20 protein-coding genes are annotated in these 18,543 nt (G+C 38.0%); 2 read left to right on the forward strand and 18 right to left on the reverse strand.

The window, feature by feature from the left end; translation table 11 throughout:
* Positions 1–81, forward strand: an 81-nt coding sequence (locus HC179_RS21385; RefSeq protein WP_168862685.1) for an IS3 family transposase, incomplete at its 5' end; no start/stop codon positions are given.
* 574 nt (positions 82–655) lie between these two features.
* On the opposite strand, the gene pnpS is transcribed toward HC179_RS21385, so the two are convergent.
* From pnpS to HC179_RS14665, 7 genes are all read right to left on the reverse strand, one after another.
* Complete coding sequence (pnpS, locus tag HC179_RS14635) at positions 656–2,425, reverse strand: two-component system histidine kinase PnpS (protein ID WP_168864973.1); 1,770 nt, start codon at positions 2,423–2,425, stop codon at positions 656–658.
* Positions 2,418–3,146, reverse strand: a complete 729-nt coding sequence (locus HC179_RS14640) for a response regulator transcription factor (protein WP_168864974.1) — start codon at positions 3,144–3,146, stop codon at positions 2,418–2,420. The genes pnpS and HC179_RS14640 overlap by 8 nt, the downstream gene beginning before the upstream one ends.
* A 193-nt stretch (positions 3,147–3,339) precedes the next feature.
* On the reverse strand, positions 3,340–3,816 hold the full coding sequence (locus HC179_RS14645; RefSeq protein ID WP_168864975.1) for a MaoC/PaaZ C-terminal domain-containing protein: 477 nt from the start codon (positions 3,814–3,816) through the stop codon (positions 3,340–3,342).
* 282 nt (positions 3,817–4,098) lie between these two features.
* A complete protein-coding gene (gene mdh, locus HC179_RS14650; RefSeq protein WP_148965714.1) occupies positions 4,099–5,037 on the reverse strand; it encodes a malate dehydrogenase in 939 nt (312 codons plus the stop codon).
* 231 nt (positions 5,038–5,268) lie between these two features.
* Positions 5,269–6,537, reverse strand: coding sequence for an NADP-dependent isocitrate dehydrogenase (icd, locus tag HC179_RS14655; RefSeq protein ID WP_060664806.1), 1,269 nt, complete (start codon positions 6,535–6,537; stop codon positions 5,269–5,271).
* A gap of 116 nt (positions 6,538–6,653) precedes the next feature.
* On the reverse strand, positions 6,654–7,772 hold the full coding sequence (gene citZ / locus HC179_RS14660) for a citrate synthase (RefSeq protein ID WP_168864976.1): 1,119 nt from the start codon (positions 7,770–7,772) through the stop codon (positions 6,654–6,656).
* 354 nt (positions 7,773–8,126) lie between these two features.
* Positions 8,127–8,588: a DUF441 domain-containing protein gene (locus HC179_RS14665; protein WP_060664804.1), complete on the reverse strand. Its 462-nt coding sequence runs from the start codon at positions 8,586–8,588 to the stop codon at positions 8,127–8,129.
* Between the two features lie 178 nt (positions 8,589–8,766).
* Between HC179_RS14665 and ytvI the strand changes: the two genes are divergently transcribed.
* Positions 8,767–9,888, forward strand: coding sequence for a sporulation integral membrane protein YtvI (gene ytvI / locus HC179_RS14670; RefSeq protein ID WP_168864977.1), 1,122 nt, complete (start codon positions 8,767–8,769; stop codon positions 9,886–9,888).
* Positions 9,889–10,710: 822 nt separating this feature from the next.
* On the opposite strand, the gene HC179_RS14675 is transcribed toward ytvI, so the two are convergent.
* The 11 genes from HC179_RS14675 to HC179_RS14725 form a co-directional block, all read right to left on the reverse strand.
* Positions 10,711–11,097 (reverse strand): DUF3888 domain-containing protein, encoded by a 387-nt coding sequence (locus HC179_RS14675; protein WP_168864978.1) that lies wholly within the window; start codon positions 11,095–11,097, stop codon positions 10,711–10,713.
* 155 nt (positions 11,098–11,252) lie between these two features.
* Entirely contained in the window at positions 11,253–11,486 is a 234-nt protein-coding gene (locus HC179_RS14680) for a hypothetical protein (RefSeq protein ID WP_168864979.1), read from the reverse strand.
* Between the two features lie 221 nt (positions 11,487–11,707).
* Positions 11,708–12,220 (reverse strand): hypothetical protein, encoded by a 513-nt coding sequence (locus HC179_RS14685; RefSeq protein ID WP_168864980.1) that lies wholly within the window; start codon positions 12,218–12,220, stop codon positions 11,708–11,710.
* 269 nt (positions 12,221–12,489) lie between these two features.
* On the reverse strand, positions 12,490–13,059 hold the full coding sequence (locus tag HC179_RS14690) for a YIP1 family protein (protein ID WP_168864981.1): 570 nt from the start codon (positions 13,057–13,059) through the stop codon (positions 12,490–12,492).
* A gap of 56 nt (positions 13,060–13,115) precedes the next feature.
* Positions 13,116–14,762, reverse strand: a complete 1,647-nt coding sequence (locus HC179_RS14695; RefSeq protein WP_168864982.1) for a sodium:solute symporter family transporter — start codon at positions 14,760–14,762, stop codon at positions 13,116–13,118.
* Positions 14,763–15,041: a hypothetical protein gene (locus tag HC179_RS14700; RefSeq protein ID WP_148990004.1), complete on the reverse strand. Its 279-nt coding sequence runs from the start codon at positions 15,039–15,041 to the stop codon at positions 14,763–14,765.
* Between the two features lie 528 nt (positions 15,042–15,569).
* Entirely contained in the window at positions 15,570–16,028 is a 459-nt protein-coding gene (locus HC179_RS14705; protein WP_205825346.1) for an NUDIX hydrolase, read from the reverse strand.
* 89 nt (positions 16,029–16,117) lie between these two features.
* Positions 16,118–16,585: an SMI1/KNR4 family protein gene (locus HC179_RS14710; protein WP_168864983.1), complete on the reverse strand. Its 468-nt coding sequence runs from the start codon at positions 16,583–16,585 to the stop codon at positions 16,118–16,120.
* A gap of 122 nt (positions 16,586–16,707) precedes the next feature.
* Positions 16,708–17,040, reverse strand: a complete 333-nt coding sequence (locus tag HC179_RS14715) for a DUF7716 domain-containing protein (protein WP_168864984.1) — start codon at positions 17,038–17,040, stop codon at positions 16,708–16,710.
* 145 nt (positions 17,041–17,185) lie between these two features.
* On the reverse strand, positions 17,186–17,686 hold the full coding sequence (locus tag HC179_RS14720; RefSeq protein WP_168864985.1) for a hypothetical protein: 501 nt from the start codon (positions 17,684–17,686) through the stop codon (positions 17,186–17,188).
* Positions 17,687–17,818: 132 nt separating this feature from the next.
* Positions 17,819–18,196 carry an IolE/MocC family protein gene (locus tag HC179_RS14725; RefSeq protein ID WP_168864986.1) on the reverse strand — a complete coding sequence of 126 codons (378 nt, stop codon included), beginning with the start codon at positions 18,194–18,196 and terminating at the stop codon, positions 17,819–17,821.
* Positions 18,197–18,543 lie beyond the last annotated feature (347 nt).

Below are 18,543 nucleotides of genomic sequence, written 5' to 3' on the forward strand. Positions count from 1 at the left end.
ATTCATTTTTATAATCATGACCGTTATCAAAAACGATTAAACGGTCTTAGCCCTTTAGAATACAGGGCTAAGACAGCTTAGTCTTGTTTTATTATTTCAAGTGTCTACTTGACAGGGGGCAGTTCATCTCGGCTATGAAGACTTCTCTACTCTTTTTTTCTCGTCACTGAGGTCTTCATCTCGTCTATGAAGACTTCGCTACTCTTTTTTTCTCGTCACTGAGGTCTTCATCTCGTCTATGAAGACTTCGCTACTCTTTTTTACTCGTCACTGAGGTCTTCATCTCGGCTATGAAGACTTCGCTACTCTTTTTTTCTGGTCACTGAGGTCTTCATCTCGGCTATGAAGACTTCGCTACTACTTTTTTCTCGTCACTGAGGTCTTCATCTCGTCTATGAAGTCTTCTCTACTCTTTTTTTCTCTTCACTGAGGTCTTCATCTCGTCTATGAAGTCTTCTCTACTCTTTTTTTCTCGTCACTGAGGTCTTCATCACAAGGATCAAGAAATACCCATCCCGCAAATTCCCCAAACAACAAAAAGAAGGAGAGAGCAGGGTGGGCTCTCTCCTCTTCCAAATTTGGCTCCTTGGATGAAGGGGTTTTCATAGATTATATTAACAAAGGTTTGTAAAGGACCTATGAAAGACGTGTAAAGCTATTGTAAATCTTCATTTTCTTTAGACAACTTCACCGTAAAGGCAGTCCCCTTATTCAATTCACTCGTAACAGAAATACTGCCATGATGAGCTTCCACGATATGCTTGACAATCGCAAGCCCTAATCCGGTTCCACCTGAATTCCGACTTCGTGCCTTGTCCACTCTGTAAAACCGTTCAAAGATCCTTGGTATCTCATCCTGTTCCATACCAATACCAGTATCGGATACAACAATGATTACCTCTTCCTCTACGTCTTCCACCTTCACCTTAACATCTCCACCAGCTGGTGTATAAGCGATGGCATTGTTAATAAGATTAATGAAAACCTGTTTAATCCTGGAGGCATCCGCAAATAAATACAACTCTTTTTTAGGTTGGGTTAGAACAAGATTTATTTCTTTTTCTTTTGCCTTTCCTTCCAATATTACAAAGATTTCTTCCAACAGGTCGTTGATTTCCACATACTCCGGATTTAATTTAAAACCTTGTTTCTCTATTTTAGAAAGGTCCAGCAAATCTTCAATAAGGGACTGCAGCCTGTCGCTTTCTTTTAGAATAATGGATAAGAAATACTGCAATGTATCTTTATCATTCATCGCGCCATCCAACAATGTTTCGGAAAACCCTTTGATTGATGTGATTGGCGTTTTTAACTCATGAGATACATTAGCAACAAAATCTTTTCTCATTTGCTCAAGCTTCTTCAATTCTGTAATGTCATGGAACACAAGGACTATCCCTTTCCACTCATCATTGATGCCAATGATAGGTGCTCCATACACTTCAAAGTGTCTGCGCTCAATCTTCAATGGAAGCAAGATTTGTTTTCGCAAACTCACCTCGGTCATAAAAATCTCTTCTATCAACGAGACAACTTCTTTCTGCTCTATGGCTTCATAATATAGCCTATAAAGATATTCCGCAGGATCTGCATCAAATGTGTCCTTGTAGGCACGGTTGATGAGATTCACGTAGCCTCGACCATCAATCAATATTAACCCACTTCCCATGCTCTCAATTAGAGTCCGGAGACGATCCTGCTGCATTTCTTGCGCTTTGGTCATATCCTGAAGGTTTCGTGCTAATATGTTAATGGATTGACTTAACATGCCTGTTTCATCAACATGTTCCTCAAATGTCCTAGCTTTATAATTCCCTTTGGCAAGCTCCGTTGCTACCTTGGTTGCAGCTTCAATCGGCCTGGTGTATTGAGATGTAATCCTTACCCCAAGAAGCAAAATAACCACAAACGCTGCACCAAGGCTTGCAATTAAGAGTCCCCAAATCTGTTGATTGACTCTTTGGAGAGAATCTATTGGGGTACTTAGCATTACATATCCATCTTTAGATCCATTTCTTGTGATGGAGTTTCCGTAATAATACATTTCATCATTCTGTTCATAGAAGATCCTGTCACGATTCTTGTTCTTTTGAACCGCATCTTTTATAATCTCTTCTTGAGAATCTATCCCAGAAACAGACGGGCCAGTAGTCTCATATAACACCGTGCCGTCCTTATCGGTGATGCTGACCCTTGCCGCTAAAGTGTTACTCACATCATTGAGATGTTTTTGAAGTATAGGTGTCACACTGGTCTCCTCTTCCACCAGCATTGTTACCAGTTCTGTTTCTTTGATGAGCCTCTGATTAAAGGTATTCAAATAAAAGCTTTTAAAAAGCTGACCAAGCAAAAGCCCCAGGCACACAAGCACCACGATGATTAAGGTGATGAGTGCAAAGAGCAGTCTTGAGCGGAACCTATTCATGTAATTTCTGTTCCTCTAGCTTGTACCCTAGACCTCTAATTGTCTTTATATATGTAGGTTTTTTTGTATCCGTCTCTATTTTTTCCCTTAAGTGACTAATATGAACATCCACAATCCGAGTATCTCCGGCAAAATCATAATTCCACACCGCGCTCAAAAGCTGATCGCGAGTCAACACTCTTCCTTTATTTTTAGATAAGTAGACCAAAAGCTCAAATTCCTTTGGCGTAAGTTCTAATCTTTCATCACGAAAATAGGCTTCATAGTGCTCTGGCAGTATTTTTACATCCCCTATTACGATTTTTTCCGAAGTGTCCTCTTCTACTTTCTGCGCCTCCGTGTTACCTGACATCTGCTGCATTCTACGGAGGATAGCCTTTACCCTAGCTACGACTTCCCTTGGACTAAAAGGTTTGGTCATATAATCATCAGCACCTAACTCTAGTCCCAACACCTTATCGAACTCATCATCCTTTGCAGTAAGCATAAGGATTGGAGTATGAATTTTATGCTGTCTTAACTCTTTACAAACTTCTATTCCATCTTTTTTGGGAAGCATAAGATCTAGAACGATCATATCAAATCGTTCTTCCATTGCCTTATTCAGACCCTCTTCTCCGTCCATCGCAACGGAAACATCGTAGCCTGCTTGCTGTAAATTATACTGTAACAATGTCACGATTGATTGTTCATCATCTACAATAAGAATCTTTTTATTCATTCTTTTCCTCCACCAAACTGTTTTGGAAAACCCATTTTGTTCATCCAATTGCCATTTCTATATTATCTCTATCATTACTTTTCCATTTTACACGTATTCATTATTCATCACAATAAAGAAAAGCTTTCCTTTAAGGATGTCAAACGTAAGATTTAGTTTGAATAATAAAAAAGAGCCTAGAACTAGGCTCTTTTTAGAAGTTTTCCATCGCACTGCTCTCCATCGGTTCGAGACGATGAGGAGGACAAACTGTGATGGATCCTTTCGCAACAGTATGATTTTCTTCATTGGTACCATGAACACTCATTACGATACAATGGTCTTTTTCATTGATCTCCACCACTTCAAAAAGAAATTGAACACTTCCATAGTGATAGACTGGTTTTGGAAAAGAAATATCTTGGTGTACGACATGACTTCCTGGGCCGGGTAAATATTTCGATACGGCTGAAGTAATAATCCCTGTTAACATGATGCTAGGTACGATTGGCTTTTTAAATGGTGTTTGGGACGCGTAGTCGTGCTGAATATAGAGTGGGTTAGCATCATTCGTTAACCCAAGATATAATAATAGGTCTTTGTCTTCTATTTTTTCGGTTAGCTCAAGCTTTTCTCCCACTTGGATTTCTGAGAGTTTTCTTCCGAGTTTTCTCTTTTTGCCTAGTAACATACATACACCCCCTGATGATGTTGGAAAATACCCCTTGTTTATTGTAACCGTTTACAATAGTTTGGTAAAAATTCGGGGAAAGCATTCCCCGAATTAGTTACATTTTTCTGTAATACACCGCTGTTGATTTCCGCACCGGGCTTCGCTTTCCTAGGGGCGGTGCTTGAGCCTCCTCACTCCGTTGCGGGGTCTCATGCTACCGCTATCTCCCTCAGGAGTCTTCGCCCTGTGCTTCAATCAACAGCTAGAAATTCTTAATACTTCATACATCCTTTTAATGATTTAAGATAGGACATTCATGACATTTTTAACGGATTCAACAGATTTGGAAAGTGCGGCTTTTTCTTCTTCTGTCAGCTCTAGTTCGATGATTTTTTCGATGCCACCCGCACCAAGGATTGTTGGTACGCCAAGGTAGATTCCGTCGTGTCCGTATTCTCCTTCAAGATAGGCGATGGAAGGTAAGATGCGGCGTTGATCTTTCAGTATCGCTTCCACCATCTCCACCATTGATGCTGCAGGAGCATAATAGGCGCTACCATTACCAAGTAGGTTAACGATTTCCCCGCCGCCTTTTCTTGTTCTTTCCACAATCGCATCTAGGCGATCTTTAGGAAGTAATGTTTCAAGCGGGATTCCACCTGCGTAAGAGTAGCGAACAAGCGGCACCATGTCATCCCCATGACCTCCAAGAACGAAGCCAGTAACATCTTTCACAGAAAGATTTAGTTCCTGTGACACAAAAGTGCGGAAACGAGCGGTATCTAGCACCCCTGATTGACCGATAACGCGGTTTTTCGGGAAGCCGGACTCTTTAAACACAGTGTAAGTCATCGCATCTACCGGGTTTGTCAACACGATGATATAGCAATCAGGAGAATGTTTTACCACTTCTCTTGTTACACTTTTCATGATGTTTTGGTTTGTGGTTACCAGATCATCACGGCTCATACCTGGTTTACGGGCGATTCCTGCTGTAATGACAACGATATCGGAATTGGCTGTATCTTCATAGTTGGATGTTCCTGTAATGTTTGCGTCAAATCCTTGGACCGGACCCGCTTCTAACATGTCTAAAGCTTTTCCTTTAGTAGGGTTTTCCATTTGTGGGATATCTACTAGTACAACGTCTGCGAGTTCTTTTTGTGCAAGTAAGAATGCTGTTGTTGCACCTGTGAAGCCTCCACCGATTACCGATACTTTTTTACGTCTCATTGTCATGTTCATTCCTCCCTAACCTATTAATGGACAACTCTTACTCCGCTGTTGATTTCCGCACTGGGCTTCGCTTTCCTAGGGGCGGTGCTTTTGAGCCTCCTCGGCTTCGCCTGCGGGGGTCTCAAGCTACCGCTATCTCCCTCAGGAGTCTTCGCCCTGTGCTCCAATCACCAGCTAGAGTGCTGGTTTATTTTCAAAAAGCAAAAACCCTTAACGAGTTTTTGCTTTTTTCAATTACATGTTTTTGATTAGTTCGTCACCAAACTCGGAGCATTTTACTTCTGTTGCGCCGTCCATTAGACGTGCAAAGTCGTAAGTTACTACTTTAGAAGCGATGGATTTTTCCATAGCATCTACTACAAGTTTAGCAGCCTCTGTCCAGCCAAGGTGCTCAAGCATTAATACACCGGAAAGGATAACAGAAGATGGGTTTACTTTATCAAGACCAGCATATTTCGGAGCAGTACCGTGTGTAGCTTCGAAAATTGCGTGACCAGTTTCATAGTTAATGTTTGCTCCAGGAGCGATTCCGATTCCACCTACTTGAGCAGCAAGTGCATCAGAGATGTAGTCACCGTTTAGGTTCATTGTTGCAACAACATCGAACTCTTTTGGACGAGTCAGAATTTGTTGTAAGAAGATATCAGCAATGGAATCCTTCACTAGGATCTTGCCTTCTGCTTCTGCAGCTTCTTGAGCTTTATTCGCAGCATCTTTACCTTCCGCTTCCGCGATACGGTCATATTGTGCCCATGTGAATACTTTATCGCCGAATTCTTTTTCAGCTAGCTCGTAACCCCAGTTTTTGAAAGCTCCTTCTGTGAACTTCATGATGTTTCCTTTGTGTACTAGTGTTACAGATTTGCGGCCATGCTCGATTGCATAATTGATTGCACCACGAACAAGACGGGAAGTACCTTCTTCAGATACCGGCTTGATACCGATACCGGAAGTTTCAGGGAAACGGATTTTGTTAACTCCCATTTCAGTTTGAAGGAAGTTGATTAGCTTTTCTACTTCTTCAGAGCCTTTCGCATACTCGATTCCAGCATAGATATCTTCTGTATTTTCACGGAAAATAACCATGTCAGTATCTTCTGGACGTTTAATAGGAGAAGGAACTCCTTGGAAATAACGAACAGGACGTAAGCATGTGAAAAGGTCCAACTCTTGACGTAATGCAACGTTAAGAGAACGGATTCCGCCACCGACCGGAGTAGTCAGAGGTCCTTTGATCGCAATTATGTACTCACGGATATCATCAAGTGTTTGACTTGGCAACCATTCACCAGTTTGGTTGAATGCTTTTTCTCCAGCTAATACTTCTTTCCAAACAATTTCCTTTTCACCATTATATGCTTTTTCAACAGCTGCTTCTAAAACACGGGATGCAGATGCCCAAATGTCAGGACCAATTCCATCTCCCTCAATGAATGGAATAATCGGATTGTTAGGTACGTTTAATACACCATCTGTAACGGTAATTTTTGTTCCTTGTGTCAAAGTAAAAACCTCCTAAGATATATGATGACATTAGATGTTTGGGAAAGGGATTTCCCCTCCCCTTGTATTATAGCAAAAATTCAATCAATGTATCTCGTCACAGCTTAATGCAATATTTAGCTGCGTTTTTCGATTGGAACATAGTCCTGCTTGCCAGGGCCAGTATAATCTGCACGCGGACGGATCAGGCGGTTGTTGGAATACTGCTCAAGGATATGCGCCAACCAACCGGATACACGGCTCACAGCAAAGATTGGTGTGAATAAGTCATGATCGATTCCTAAAGAATGATACACAGACGCACTGTAGAAATCAACGTTCGGCGGAAGCGGTTTCTCGGAAGTCACGATTTCTTCCACTTTCACGGACATTTCATACCATTTCGGTTGTCCTGTCAGATGAGTAAGTTTCTCGGACATTTCACGCAAATGCTTCGCACGAGGATCCCCTTGACGATATACACGGTGACCGAATCCCATGATTTTTTCTTTATTTGCAAGCTTTTCACGGATATAGCTTTCCGCGTTTTCTACTTCTCCAATTTCAGAAAGCATCTTCATAACCGCTTCGTTTGCTCCACCGTGCAATGGACCTTTTAACGCTCCGATTGCAGCAGTAACACCAGAGTAAACATCAGATAATGTCGCTACACATACACGTGCAGTGAAAGTAGATGCATTTAACTCATGATCAGCATGAAGAACTAATGCTTTATTGAAAGCTTCAATTGCAACTTCAGTCGGCTCTTCACCAGTTAACATGTATAAGAAGTTAGCTGCCATGCCTAGGTCAGTTCTTGGAGCAATCGGGTCTAACCCTTTACGGATTCTTGAGAACGCTGTCACAATTGTCGGCATTTTAGCTTGCAGACGAACAGCCTTGTGGTAATTTACTTCTGGATCCATGTTATCTGCTTCTGCATCGTAAAGACCTAGTAATGATACTGCCGTACGTAAAGCAGCCATAGGGTGTACTTTATCAATTGGATAAGTTTTAAAGTGATTGATGACTTCATCAGGAAGTGCAGCATTTTCAGCTAATTCTTTCTTCAGTGAAGCCAATTCTTCCTTGTTAGGCAGTTTTTGATGCCATAAAAGATAGATTACCTCTTCGAAGCTAGCATGATTTGCTAAGTCATCAATGTTGTAGCCAACATACGTTAGTGTGTCGTCAATAATGGAACTGATAGCGGAAGTTGTTGCTACAATCCCTTCAAGACCTTTAGTTGTTGTCATTTCAAACCTCTCCTTTATGTGAAAATTTCTTCAAATCCTTATCTACCATTGTCCACCCGAACGCTTGCTCACCATAATGATAAAAATTAATGATCTGTATAAATATTAAGAGTAATTCATTAATTCAGAATCTAGCAAACTAAGAAAATGCTTACATTTCCATTCATAAAAATATGCGCCATATCCACTATGTTCATGGGTGTGCGCGCATTTTCGGCGAACAATGTTTCTCTTGCTAAGTAGGAAGGAAGTGTCCTTGTCCCTATTATAAACAATTATCTGACTTTTGTGAATGAAAAGAACGAAAGTCCTGCAAAAAATATTATCACGAAAAAATAATTTGTGAAAAATCCCCTATGTGAAATATTCCACTACCTTCATTGCAAGATAAGCTATTCCTGCACCAATCAACGGGCCTACAGCCACTCCATTAAACAAGGAAACCGCAAGAATAGTACCAAACACCAAGGCTGTTGTAATATGGGGATCATTGGCAAGCAATGTCAACCCGCTTTTTGCAATCAGCGCCACAGCTATGCCAGCTCCTAACGCCACCCAAGCATAGGAAGACTTCAGCGCTTCCTGTAATTGCTTGAAACCTATATCTCCTGTAGCAATTGGAACTAAAACTGCAATGGTAATGATCGTTACACCCCAATTAATTCCTTTCGACTGTAGATAAGGGAATACTTTATTGTCCAGACCAATGACTTTAATAACAAGCAATACTGCCACAGCAAACATCAAAGATGGATTTTTAGCAATAAAGCCAATTAATAGAAGTATTAGTAAAAACACAGTAGCTTGACTTATCATTCTGTTTCATCCTTCCAAACCAGACCCTTTTTCCATACTACCATAATAAAATACGAAAGAAAAAGAATTGAGACCGTACAGAATTTTCCTAATTTTTAAATATAAAACTATGAAAACAATAAGTCAGGTTGTAAAATATGGAGTAAGGGAATTCCGGTACTCATAAGGGGTGTTATGATTGAATTGGAATTATGTACATATCGTTTTTCGACTACTTCTAGTACTTCTCATCATCACGATTGGTCTTGTTTCATTTTACTATCTTTTCTCCATTGCCTATCCTTTCATCATCGCATTAGTTCTAGCATTCTTAATCAACCCGCTCGTAAATTTACTAGAAAAGAACGGACGACTTCCAAGAAGTTTAGCCGTTTTCCTCTCCATCATGGCTTTGTTTGCGACGGTTGTTGGTGTCGTTACATTGTTAATTGTTGAGATTGTCTCCGGTACTGAGTATTTGGCAAAAGTAGTGCCTGGACATTTTGAAACCTTGGTTGTCTATATCGAGCAGTTTGTCGTAACCAAAATACTTCCTTTGTTCCAGCAGGTCAGTACCATGTTTCATAGTTTGGAGGAGGATCAACAACAATCCCTCTTGACAAATATTGAAGATATTGGAGGAACGGTTGCCAGCACAGTCGGTGAGTTCATCCAATCCTTTTTAACCAATCTTCCAAAACTCATCACATGGATTCCAAGTGTTGCGACAGTCTTGATTTTTTCCTTATTGGCAACTTTTTTCATCAGCAAGGACTGGTACAAGCTAAAAGGAAGAATGAAGAAAATTACTCCAATCAAGGCACAAGGAAGTCTTACAAAAGTGTTTTTAAGCTTAAAGAAAGCTTTCTTCGGTTTCATGCGAGCACAGGCCACACTAATTTCCATCACTACCATCATCGTATTAATAGGGTTATTGATCTTACGGGTTGAATACGCCATTACCGTTGCGTTGATTATCGGATTGGTAGACTTGATTCCGTATCTTGGAACTGGGCTCATATTTGTTCCGTGGATTATCTTTTTGGCCATTAGTGGGAATTTGCCATTAGCTATTGGACTTGGAGTCCTTTATTTAATTGTCATCGTGCAGCGTCAGCTGATGGAACCAAAGATATTATCATCCAGTATCGGGCTTGATCCTTTGGCGACATTAGTAAGTTTATTTGTCGGCTTCCAACTTATAGGCTTCCTCGGCCTCATTGTTGGGCCTGTCACTGTAGTCATTTTTAACACCCTTTGGAATGCAGGAGTTATTAAAGACATCTACCTTTTTATAGTTGGGAAGAATAGAGTGGTTTAACATTTTGGGTGTATGGTTAATGGCAGCTGTTCCTTTCCGCAAATGGCGTCGCTTTCCGCGGGACGGTGCTTGAGCCTCCTCGCTATGCTGCGGGGTCTCAATCTACCGTTATTCCCCCGCTGGAGTCTTCACCATTTGCTCCAATTCACAGCTAGAAATACGTTAGGATGCTGTTTCATATAAACCGATCAAATGAACAGGTTCTGATACCTGTCATAAAATAAGCATGCATATGAAATTGACCATAAAACTGTAGTTGAATTTGGTGGTCATTTTTTTGAATTGACTTCATTGTGAAGATTTGTAAAGGCAAATTGATTTCTGTAAGTCTACAAAAAGGGCCGTAGCTCGAAACACCAATTGATAAAAAAATATTGCTGTAAATAGAAAATTTATTTATTGGTAATGCAAAAAAAACGCAGGATCATCTCCTACGTGCGCCGTGGCTTTTCCGTTATAGCTTCCAGCTATTTTAATAAGAATTATCTGGAGCATTAGAGCTCTTTTTTTAAAACATCCCTACGCTTATCATAATTGCACCAATAATGCTCGTGAAAAATTCAGCATAGTAAAAGTCTCCATCTTTCAGGAACCGATTTAGAAAATTGGTTCCAAACCCTATAAATATTAATAATCCTATGAAAATTACCCCTTCTTCATATAACTATACCCTAAAAATTCATTCCCAAGGCCTGCCCAATTCCTAAATAAGAAGCGATAAGCTATGCTGCAATCGCTCCTATTTAGCACAAGACTCGATTTCAAGATAAACTTAAAAGATATTAATTAAGTTCTTCCGTAAATGCCCTCGTAAGTCGAAATTCAAGGATATGTTCTTATGTGCCTATAGCTTATTAACATACCCCTTGTATCTACAACAACTTCATCTATTCCATAGCTCATATGAGGACCATAATAAGGATATACTTTTAGAGTTATCTCATATCCTCCACCAACTCCATAGAGTTGTTTAATTTTAAGTATTTCTGTGTCATAGGAAGCCCAAGTAAGACTTCCCGGTGCATCTTTATCATCTTTATAAATTTCTGCAATTGCTTTATCTACTGGTTTTCTAAGTGTATTTATTAGTGCATATTTAAGCGTTTCACATAGTTCCGTATCCGCTTCATTTATTGTTTTTGCATTTACTGTTGTATTAGAGATTACTAATAGCACTCCAACCATAAGGATAACTGCAAATTTTTTCATATCTTTCACCTCAATTTAGTTTCCTTAGAACTAAAATGATTTATTCAATAATCCTGCTTTGTTTGTTTAATAAGGTAATTCCACAAAAATAGCGTTAATCCTCCTGGATCAACGATCCCGATAGTTGAGTAAAAACCCTTTAATAAGAATCAAAATCAAGTACTAATTTTAGCAATTAAATAGATTATCAGCAGAATAATTCCAATCAACCACAAAAACACTGCCCACGCCCTTAATGTAAAGAAAGCAGGCAATTCCCACACAAATATATTTCCGATTACTTCAAATAGAGATTCCCAGAATGGTTCTTTCTTATTTCCTTTTTTCCAAAGATAAGTACCAATAAGTAGTAAAACAACGTCTATTAAAACAACAATAATTCCATTCATAATATGTCATATCCACCCATTGAGTAGTAGTTCAATTTAAACTTTAATTATTAATGTTTCCATCTACTTGTTCAACTATCCTGCCAAATTCTTATGTAAGGAGTGACTCACTATGCTGCAATCGCTCCTAGATTGTTCAATAAAGAATTCGTTATTTTAGATTTTTAGTCTTTGTTAGAAGACCGAAACACTAATGAGGCATGTCCGCCTTATCACCAAATTTATCTATTTATTAAAGTTAAAGAATTTGCAATCTTAATCAATTCTTCTTGTGAATACAGTTCATTTCCTTCTTGATGGGTAAAAACAATGATGTTATAGTTTAATCCTTCATCGTTTAGGGATAAAGTTTGTCTGTTGTTAACGTATGAATAATACCCATCTCTACCACCACTTAATGCTATTTGTTCTAAATTTGAATGATTTGAATTTCTATTGTTCAAAGTTGGTGTCATTTCTATAAAGATCAGTTCCTCGGAATAACCACCAATTCCAATTGATAAAGCAAAATCATTGGTTTTGGCATCTGCTAATCTTTCGGGCAACTCTTCTATAATTTGAATGTAGTCATATACCCTAACTTCCTTTACATCATAAGGTAAATAAGTTGGTAGTTTAAAATCATATGGAAATTCTTCAATACCCTTTAAACTATGGGTTATTGGGTGTTGGGAGGTTTCCTGATTACAACCTGATAATATGAATACCAAGGCTATTAATATTTTTAATCGCATAAATACCCCCTAAAAAAACCTTTACTTCTTTACAAGAATGCTGCGTTTAATTAATTCCAATTATTTCATAATCAAAAGATACCTACAATAAGATATTTTCTCCAGCCAATATAAAATCGAGAGCTGATCCTTGGTCCAGGGTTAGCGCAAGAATTGAAAACGACCTTTTGCTATTACATTTGTAAGCACATATAGAAAAAGCAGGTTATTTTTATTTATATACTAAAAACCCCCACATTTTGTGAGGGTCTTGTAAACAAATTTCCATATTAGGCAGCAGGCGGCAGGATTAAATAATAAACACTTGAAAAGAATAAAAAAGCAATCAAAACAGCTCCATACGCCCTCCATGCATTCAGTTTATGGGATATTTGTATAAAACGCACAGAAACAAAGTACATCCATAATAAAGAGACTACTAGAAGGATTGTCAATATAATTGATAACTCTTCACCGGTGCTTAATGCAACAATCGATGGTAAGCCAACAATTGAAGGAACAAGGGCAAACGCGGTAAGCCGGTTTATGATGCCCATAAACCCCTGACCGCCAAATGCTTTTCCTCCTGCCCACAATAAAAGAGTAAGACCTAGTCTGGTTAGATACACCATCCCCGTTCCTGAAAGAAGGAGGAATAGGTAGACAGCTGATTGCAAAATGGAAGAGTCGAATGTAAGATAACCTTCCGGCACTCTCAAGTAGATTACCGATCCATAACAGCTGCCAACGACAAATGTAAAAATAAATGCCCATTTGTTATATGCTTCACTGGAAGCAAGCTTTTCTGCCGCTTCCTTATCTAAAAAAATCGCTTGAAAAATAGATGATAGCTTATTCATTTATCTCCCTCCTTTGACAGAAAAGGAGAAGGAATGAAAAATCCTTCTCCTTTATGTTAGAATTGCCAAGGTGTCAAGGCCCAAATTAAGGTCAATGCACTAGCGATTACCACAATAATAGCGCCAGTCAGGCTATTATATCTGGCTGGATTCACATCGCTCCATCCGTGAATACGTTCAATCAATTTGTGGTCTTCTCGTGTGGTTAATTTATTTTGCAGAGAAGGCATTTTGTTTGTAATCATGGAAACTACCACTAAAATAATGAAAGCGATTGGCACGCATAGCATAGCTCCCGATACACCTAAACTGTCTGTCAGACCATGGCCGCTCACAACAATACTCGGAAATACAAAAGGAGAAACAATAACATAAATAGTTCCTGAAATGACTACAGATGCAATGGCCCCATATTTATTGGCTCCCTTCCACCAAACTCCCATCAAAATTATCGGAGCATTCGTAACCGCTGCAAGGCCAAAAGCCCATAGAATACTCACTACAAGAAAGGCAGGAGGTTTTACAGCAAGCATAACGCTTATTATTCCTCCTAAAGCAATGGCTGCGTACCCCAAACGCACCTTCGTTTTAGAAGTAATATTCGGTAATAAAGTTGCAAAAATATCTTGTGATAAAAGAGCTCCTATTGCTAACAGGTTACCGCTTAAAGTGGAAACACCGGCAGATATTGCACCTGCAATCACCAAAGCTGTCACCCATTCGGGATTATAAACAAGATTAAGAATGATGGTAAGTTTGTCAGCATCGGCAGCTGAAATCAAATTGCCGTTGGAGCTATTATAGAACACACCAGCAAACCCCATTGTATAAGTTGCCGAGAAAACAAACCCAAGGACTAAAGCAAACCAAACCATTGCCTGGCGAGCACTTTTAAGGCTTGAAGCAGTGTAGATGCGCATGGCTAGATGAGGTAAACCTAAAGAACCAAGAGTCATTGCCGGAATGAGGGCAAAATACCATTTCGCATCAAATTGATAATCAAAAAAGTCTGGAACCGCTTTCAACATTGCAGGCACCATATCTGCATACAATAGCGGAGGGAAAAACCAGCCAGAAGAGCCCATTGCCTTCATAATTGCACCCAGCGGTATAACAAACATGAGAGCAATAATGACCATTTGAACTGCGGCATTGTTCGTAGCCCCTCTCATTCCTCCGATAGTTACATAGCCTGTAATCAAAAGCCCGCCGACAAATAATCCTGTCATATAAGGAATGCCAAATAGCATTTCAAATGTCTTTGCTATTCCAATCATTTGCCCCAATGCATACATGATGGAAATTAAAATCATCCATAGAGCAACTATGACAGCTGCGGATTTCCCATATCTTTCTTTAACAAAGTGTGCAGGTGAAAAAGCGCCCATTCTTCTCAGGCTTGTACCATAGATAATTGTTATTAATGGGATTGCCAATATCAATTGAATCCATAAAAATATGAATGGTATTTTTAAATTTAGAATTAGCCCGGTAACTCCTAGAAAAGTTGCCAAACTCATATATGTAGCAGCCATTGCAAGGCCGTTCGTGATTGCTCCCACTCCACCTCCAGCCACATATAAATCTTCAACGGATTTACTTCTCCTGTTTGAAATCCAACTAATTACATAAAATAATATAAAGGTAAGTGCTACAACTATAAGCCCAATAATTGGATTTTCCATTTGCCAGGTTTGGTCCATTTACCCAACCTCCTTGTCCACACTAGCTTTATGCTGCAGGTTTTGCTTATCCTCTGTTTCAATAGCCGCATCAATTTTATTGCCGATTTTACCTGCAACAATTGTTAACAGCACAACTCCAAACCATCCTACAACAACAGGAACAATATACATTATTGGGAAACCAAACAGATTACCTTCAACAGGGAAAATAGTAAAGATTAGTCCCATGTTACCAGCTAATAAAAATAGCGCAGTCATTCCGATCGTAAACCATACTTCTTTTTGATAAGCCCCCATATAATTCCTCCTAGCTATTTTATTGTGAGCGAGCGCTCAATCGTTGTTCGTTGCAAAGCAACCTCCTCTCCAATTAATTCCTGATGTATAACAAAGTTGTCTTGTAGTTAATATTATACAACATATTTATTAGAAAGTTTTAAATTTTTTTAATATTCCTTTTAATAACCCAGAACACTAAATGGCCATCTTCATGAAATATTCTTTCACTTAGAATATATAATCTTATAAACACATCATGAAAGTCCGCTTGTTCATCCTGTGGAGTACCGTTAATTTTGTTCTAAAATTCATATGCTCGATATTCCCAAGCCTTTTTATTTTTTATGCTTTTTTCAATCATCTAGCAGTACTCCCCCTCATAAAAACTTTGATAAGCTGCACCAAAAATGAAAAAGACGCTTATCCTTGTATCGGGATAGCGTCCGTTCGAAATTACTGTAATATATCCTCATTCTTAGAATCACTTGATCCTTCTTCAACTAATGATCCATTTAACGGAAGATCATAATTAAGGGAAAGCAACAATTAGATTTCACTAATGAATTTCTTAAAATCTTCAATAAAAGGTTTGTTAGTAGGAGAAATATTTTCAGGTAATTCATCTATGTTATAAAACCTAATTTCGGCACTTTCTATTCCATCAGCTTTAAAATGCCCACTAAAAGTTGATGAAAAAAATACTACATTAACAAAGTAAACTTCGTCACCATTCGGATAAATGTGATGTTGCTGCCCGCCAGAGTATACATTAAACAACTTCATTTCCTCAATATTTATATTTGTTTCTTCAAATACTTCTCTTTTTGCGGTTTCTTGAATACTTTCTCCTACATCCATTACTCCACCAGGTATGCACCAGTTTCCATCATCACTTCTTTTAATCAGGAGAATTTTATTATTTGAATCCGTAACAATAACACCTACTGCACATATTATCAGTGGCATATTCCCTACTGCCTGGCGTAAAGACTTTATATATTCCATCTAATTCACCTTCTTTATATGTTAGGAAGCCTGTTTACTACGCTATTGCTGATTGTTAATGAGGTAGTATAGATTGAATTTCTGAAAGTTCAACTCTCTATTGAGTCTTCTAATGTTCTTAGTAAAAATTCTCCGAAGCTTGGAAACTCAGTTTCAAACTTTTGTGCTTCTATTGGTAATCCACTTAAATATGAAACAACAGCGGCATTATCATCGTTTTCATCCTTCACATTAGAACAATCTAAACAATAATACACATTGTCATAACCAGCAAAATAGAAACAAACCAGGTGTTCTGGGAATCCTTCTTTTTGTCTAAAGTGTTTCGTAATCCAAACCATACTTGGAATTCCACCTTCTTCAATTCCCAAGCCGTATATTTCTTCCCCAAAAATGTCACCAACACCATACCTTTTTAGAAATAATCTATAACTACTAGGTAATTTGACGTTTAACGTTTCTTCAGCAGAATAAATTAAATCTTCCTGAATTTCCCCAATAAAATCTCCCTCATCCGAATGCTTCTCAATGATTTCAAATGCCTTTTTAATAACCATTTAATTTCTCCCCTAGTAAGAAAATTTGAAATAGCTCTCTTGCGTTAAATTGCTCAATTCTTATGTAAAGAGCGAGCCACTATGCTACAATCGCCCTAGTTAGTTGATGAAGCCATACATTATTATTCAAACGTAATAAATGCATCATTATTATAGTAATACATAAATGCTTTAAACAAGTTCGGCGCTGAGCATTGCGGACGTTGCTGATTTGCATTGTTAACAATGTCTTGGATAGTAGCTATATCGAGGACATAAATTAATTTGTTATCAAAAGCAATTTTAGGAGTATCCCCGTCATCTTCCAGTTCATCCTCATCTAGTTCATCCCAATTAATTACAGAACAAATGGAGTCTAAAGACCAGTTTTTATCATCTGGCAAAAAGAGATATTCGTTCCAAGGTAATTCGTTGGCATTATTTAAGAGATATTTCAATTCTGTTAAGCTATCCATCAATTACACATCCTTGGTATCATTTCTAGTCAGAGCCTTCCTCAACTAAACTGCCCAATTCTTAAGTAAGGAGCGATCCACTATGCTGCAATCGCCCTAGATTGTTGAATAACCCTTTGATATAGGTTTATTCAATCTTTCCTAACTACATTAATTTAAACCCCTGTGATACTAAATCTTTTATTAATGGGCTTACATAAGAATTGCTTTCTTTTTCTTTGGGAACATTCTTTTTAATCCACTTTAAAAGTGTTTTATACCAATCATCTAATTCTAGTGATTTCTGAACAAGTTGATTTTCGTCATCCCAATATTTCATTTCCACCCAAAACCTTCCGCCACTAATCTCCTTATTCTTTCCTATTTCTCTTATTGCCGTTCTTGAAAACTCAATGACGGGGGATGTGGTAGAATCGATTATCTTTCTGTTATTAGGTAGCGATATAAATTTCAAGTCACCTAAATCTGCTTGATAAAGATATAATTTGAACCATCCTTTTACCGAAAAGGGTTCAGGTAAAGAGGTTATACTTTTAGGCTTAGGATTATCGCCCTCAAATAATATTTCTCCACCATTGGTGATAATATAATGAACTAAATCTTTTTCTATTTCTTTATCTATATAAAATGTAATTTGTTTTCCCATATAACACCTCGGAAACTTTTCGCAGAAATAATTATAATAATAAAGTATAATTGCTTTTCCATTATCCTGCCCAATTCCTAAATAAGAAGCGATAAGCTATGCTGCAATCGCCCTAGATTACGGAATAAAGTTCTACTTGGATACTACTTTTAATTCTTCACCTTTAACTTTTGAAGCCTCATATATTACCCCATCATCGTAATTTTTAATATCAAAATACCCATCATAATACTCCCATATATCTTGATGTTTAGTGTTTTCTTTAATAGTTTCTAATACTTGATTAAACAAATCCGTTGCCTCTTCTTCTGTTGGAGTTCCTTCAACCATAAGTCTAAATTTTATATCTTTCTTTCCGTCATATGCTGATGCAGTGGTTTCTATTTCCTTTATTTCTCTAAAGTAATCTTCAGAATTTCCTAACGCTTTACTAATATCAATATCAGGTTGTTGACTACATCCAACCATAAAAATTAACAAAGCAATAAATATTATATTAATTTTCATCATAAAACACGCCTCCATACCCATTCACTTAAAAAATACTTTTTTCTAGTCATATGTATCTTCCATAAAACTGCCTTTTAATGGAATAACATCTTCACCTATATATTAACATAAAATACCATAATCCTTTGCTAAAATAATTTAAAACCACAATATCTAGAAAGAAGCGTTTGTAGTTTTTACATATAAATAACACTGCAATTCGCAGTGCTTTTATTAATACAAATTACGATACATTTTCCAATCCAGATTATAGTTTTCTAAAAGGTTTTAGCCCGTTACGATTAAATGGTTTTATCATATTTTTTACCTTAGTTGAATAAGTCACCTTGTTGATTGGAGTGGAAGGC

The organism is Bacillus sp. RO1 (genome assembly GCF_012524115.1).
Lineage (GTDB): Bacteria > Bacillota > Bacilli > Bacillales > Bacillaceae_I > Sutcliffiella_A.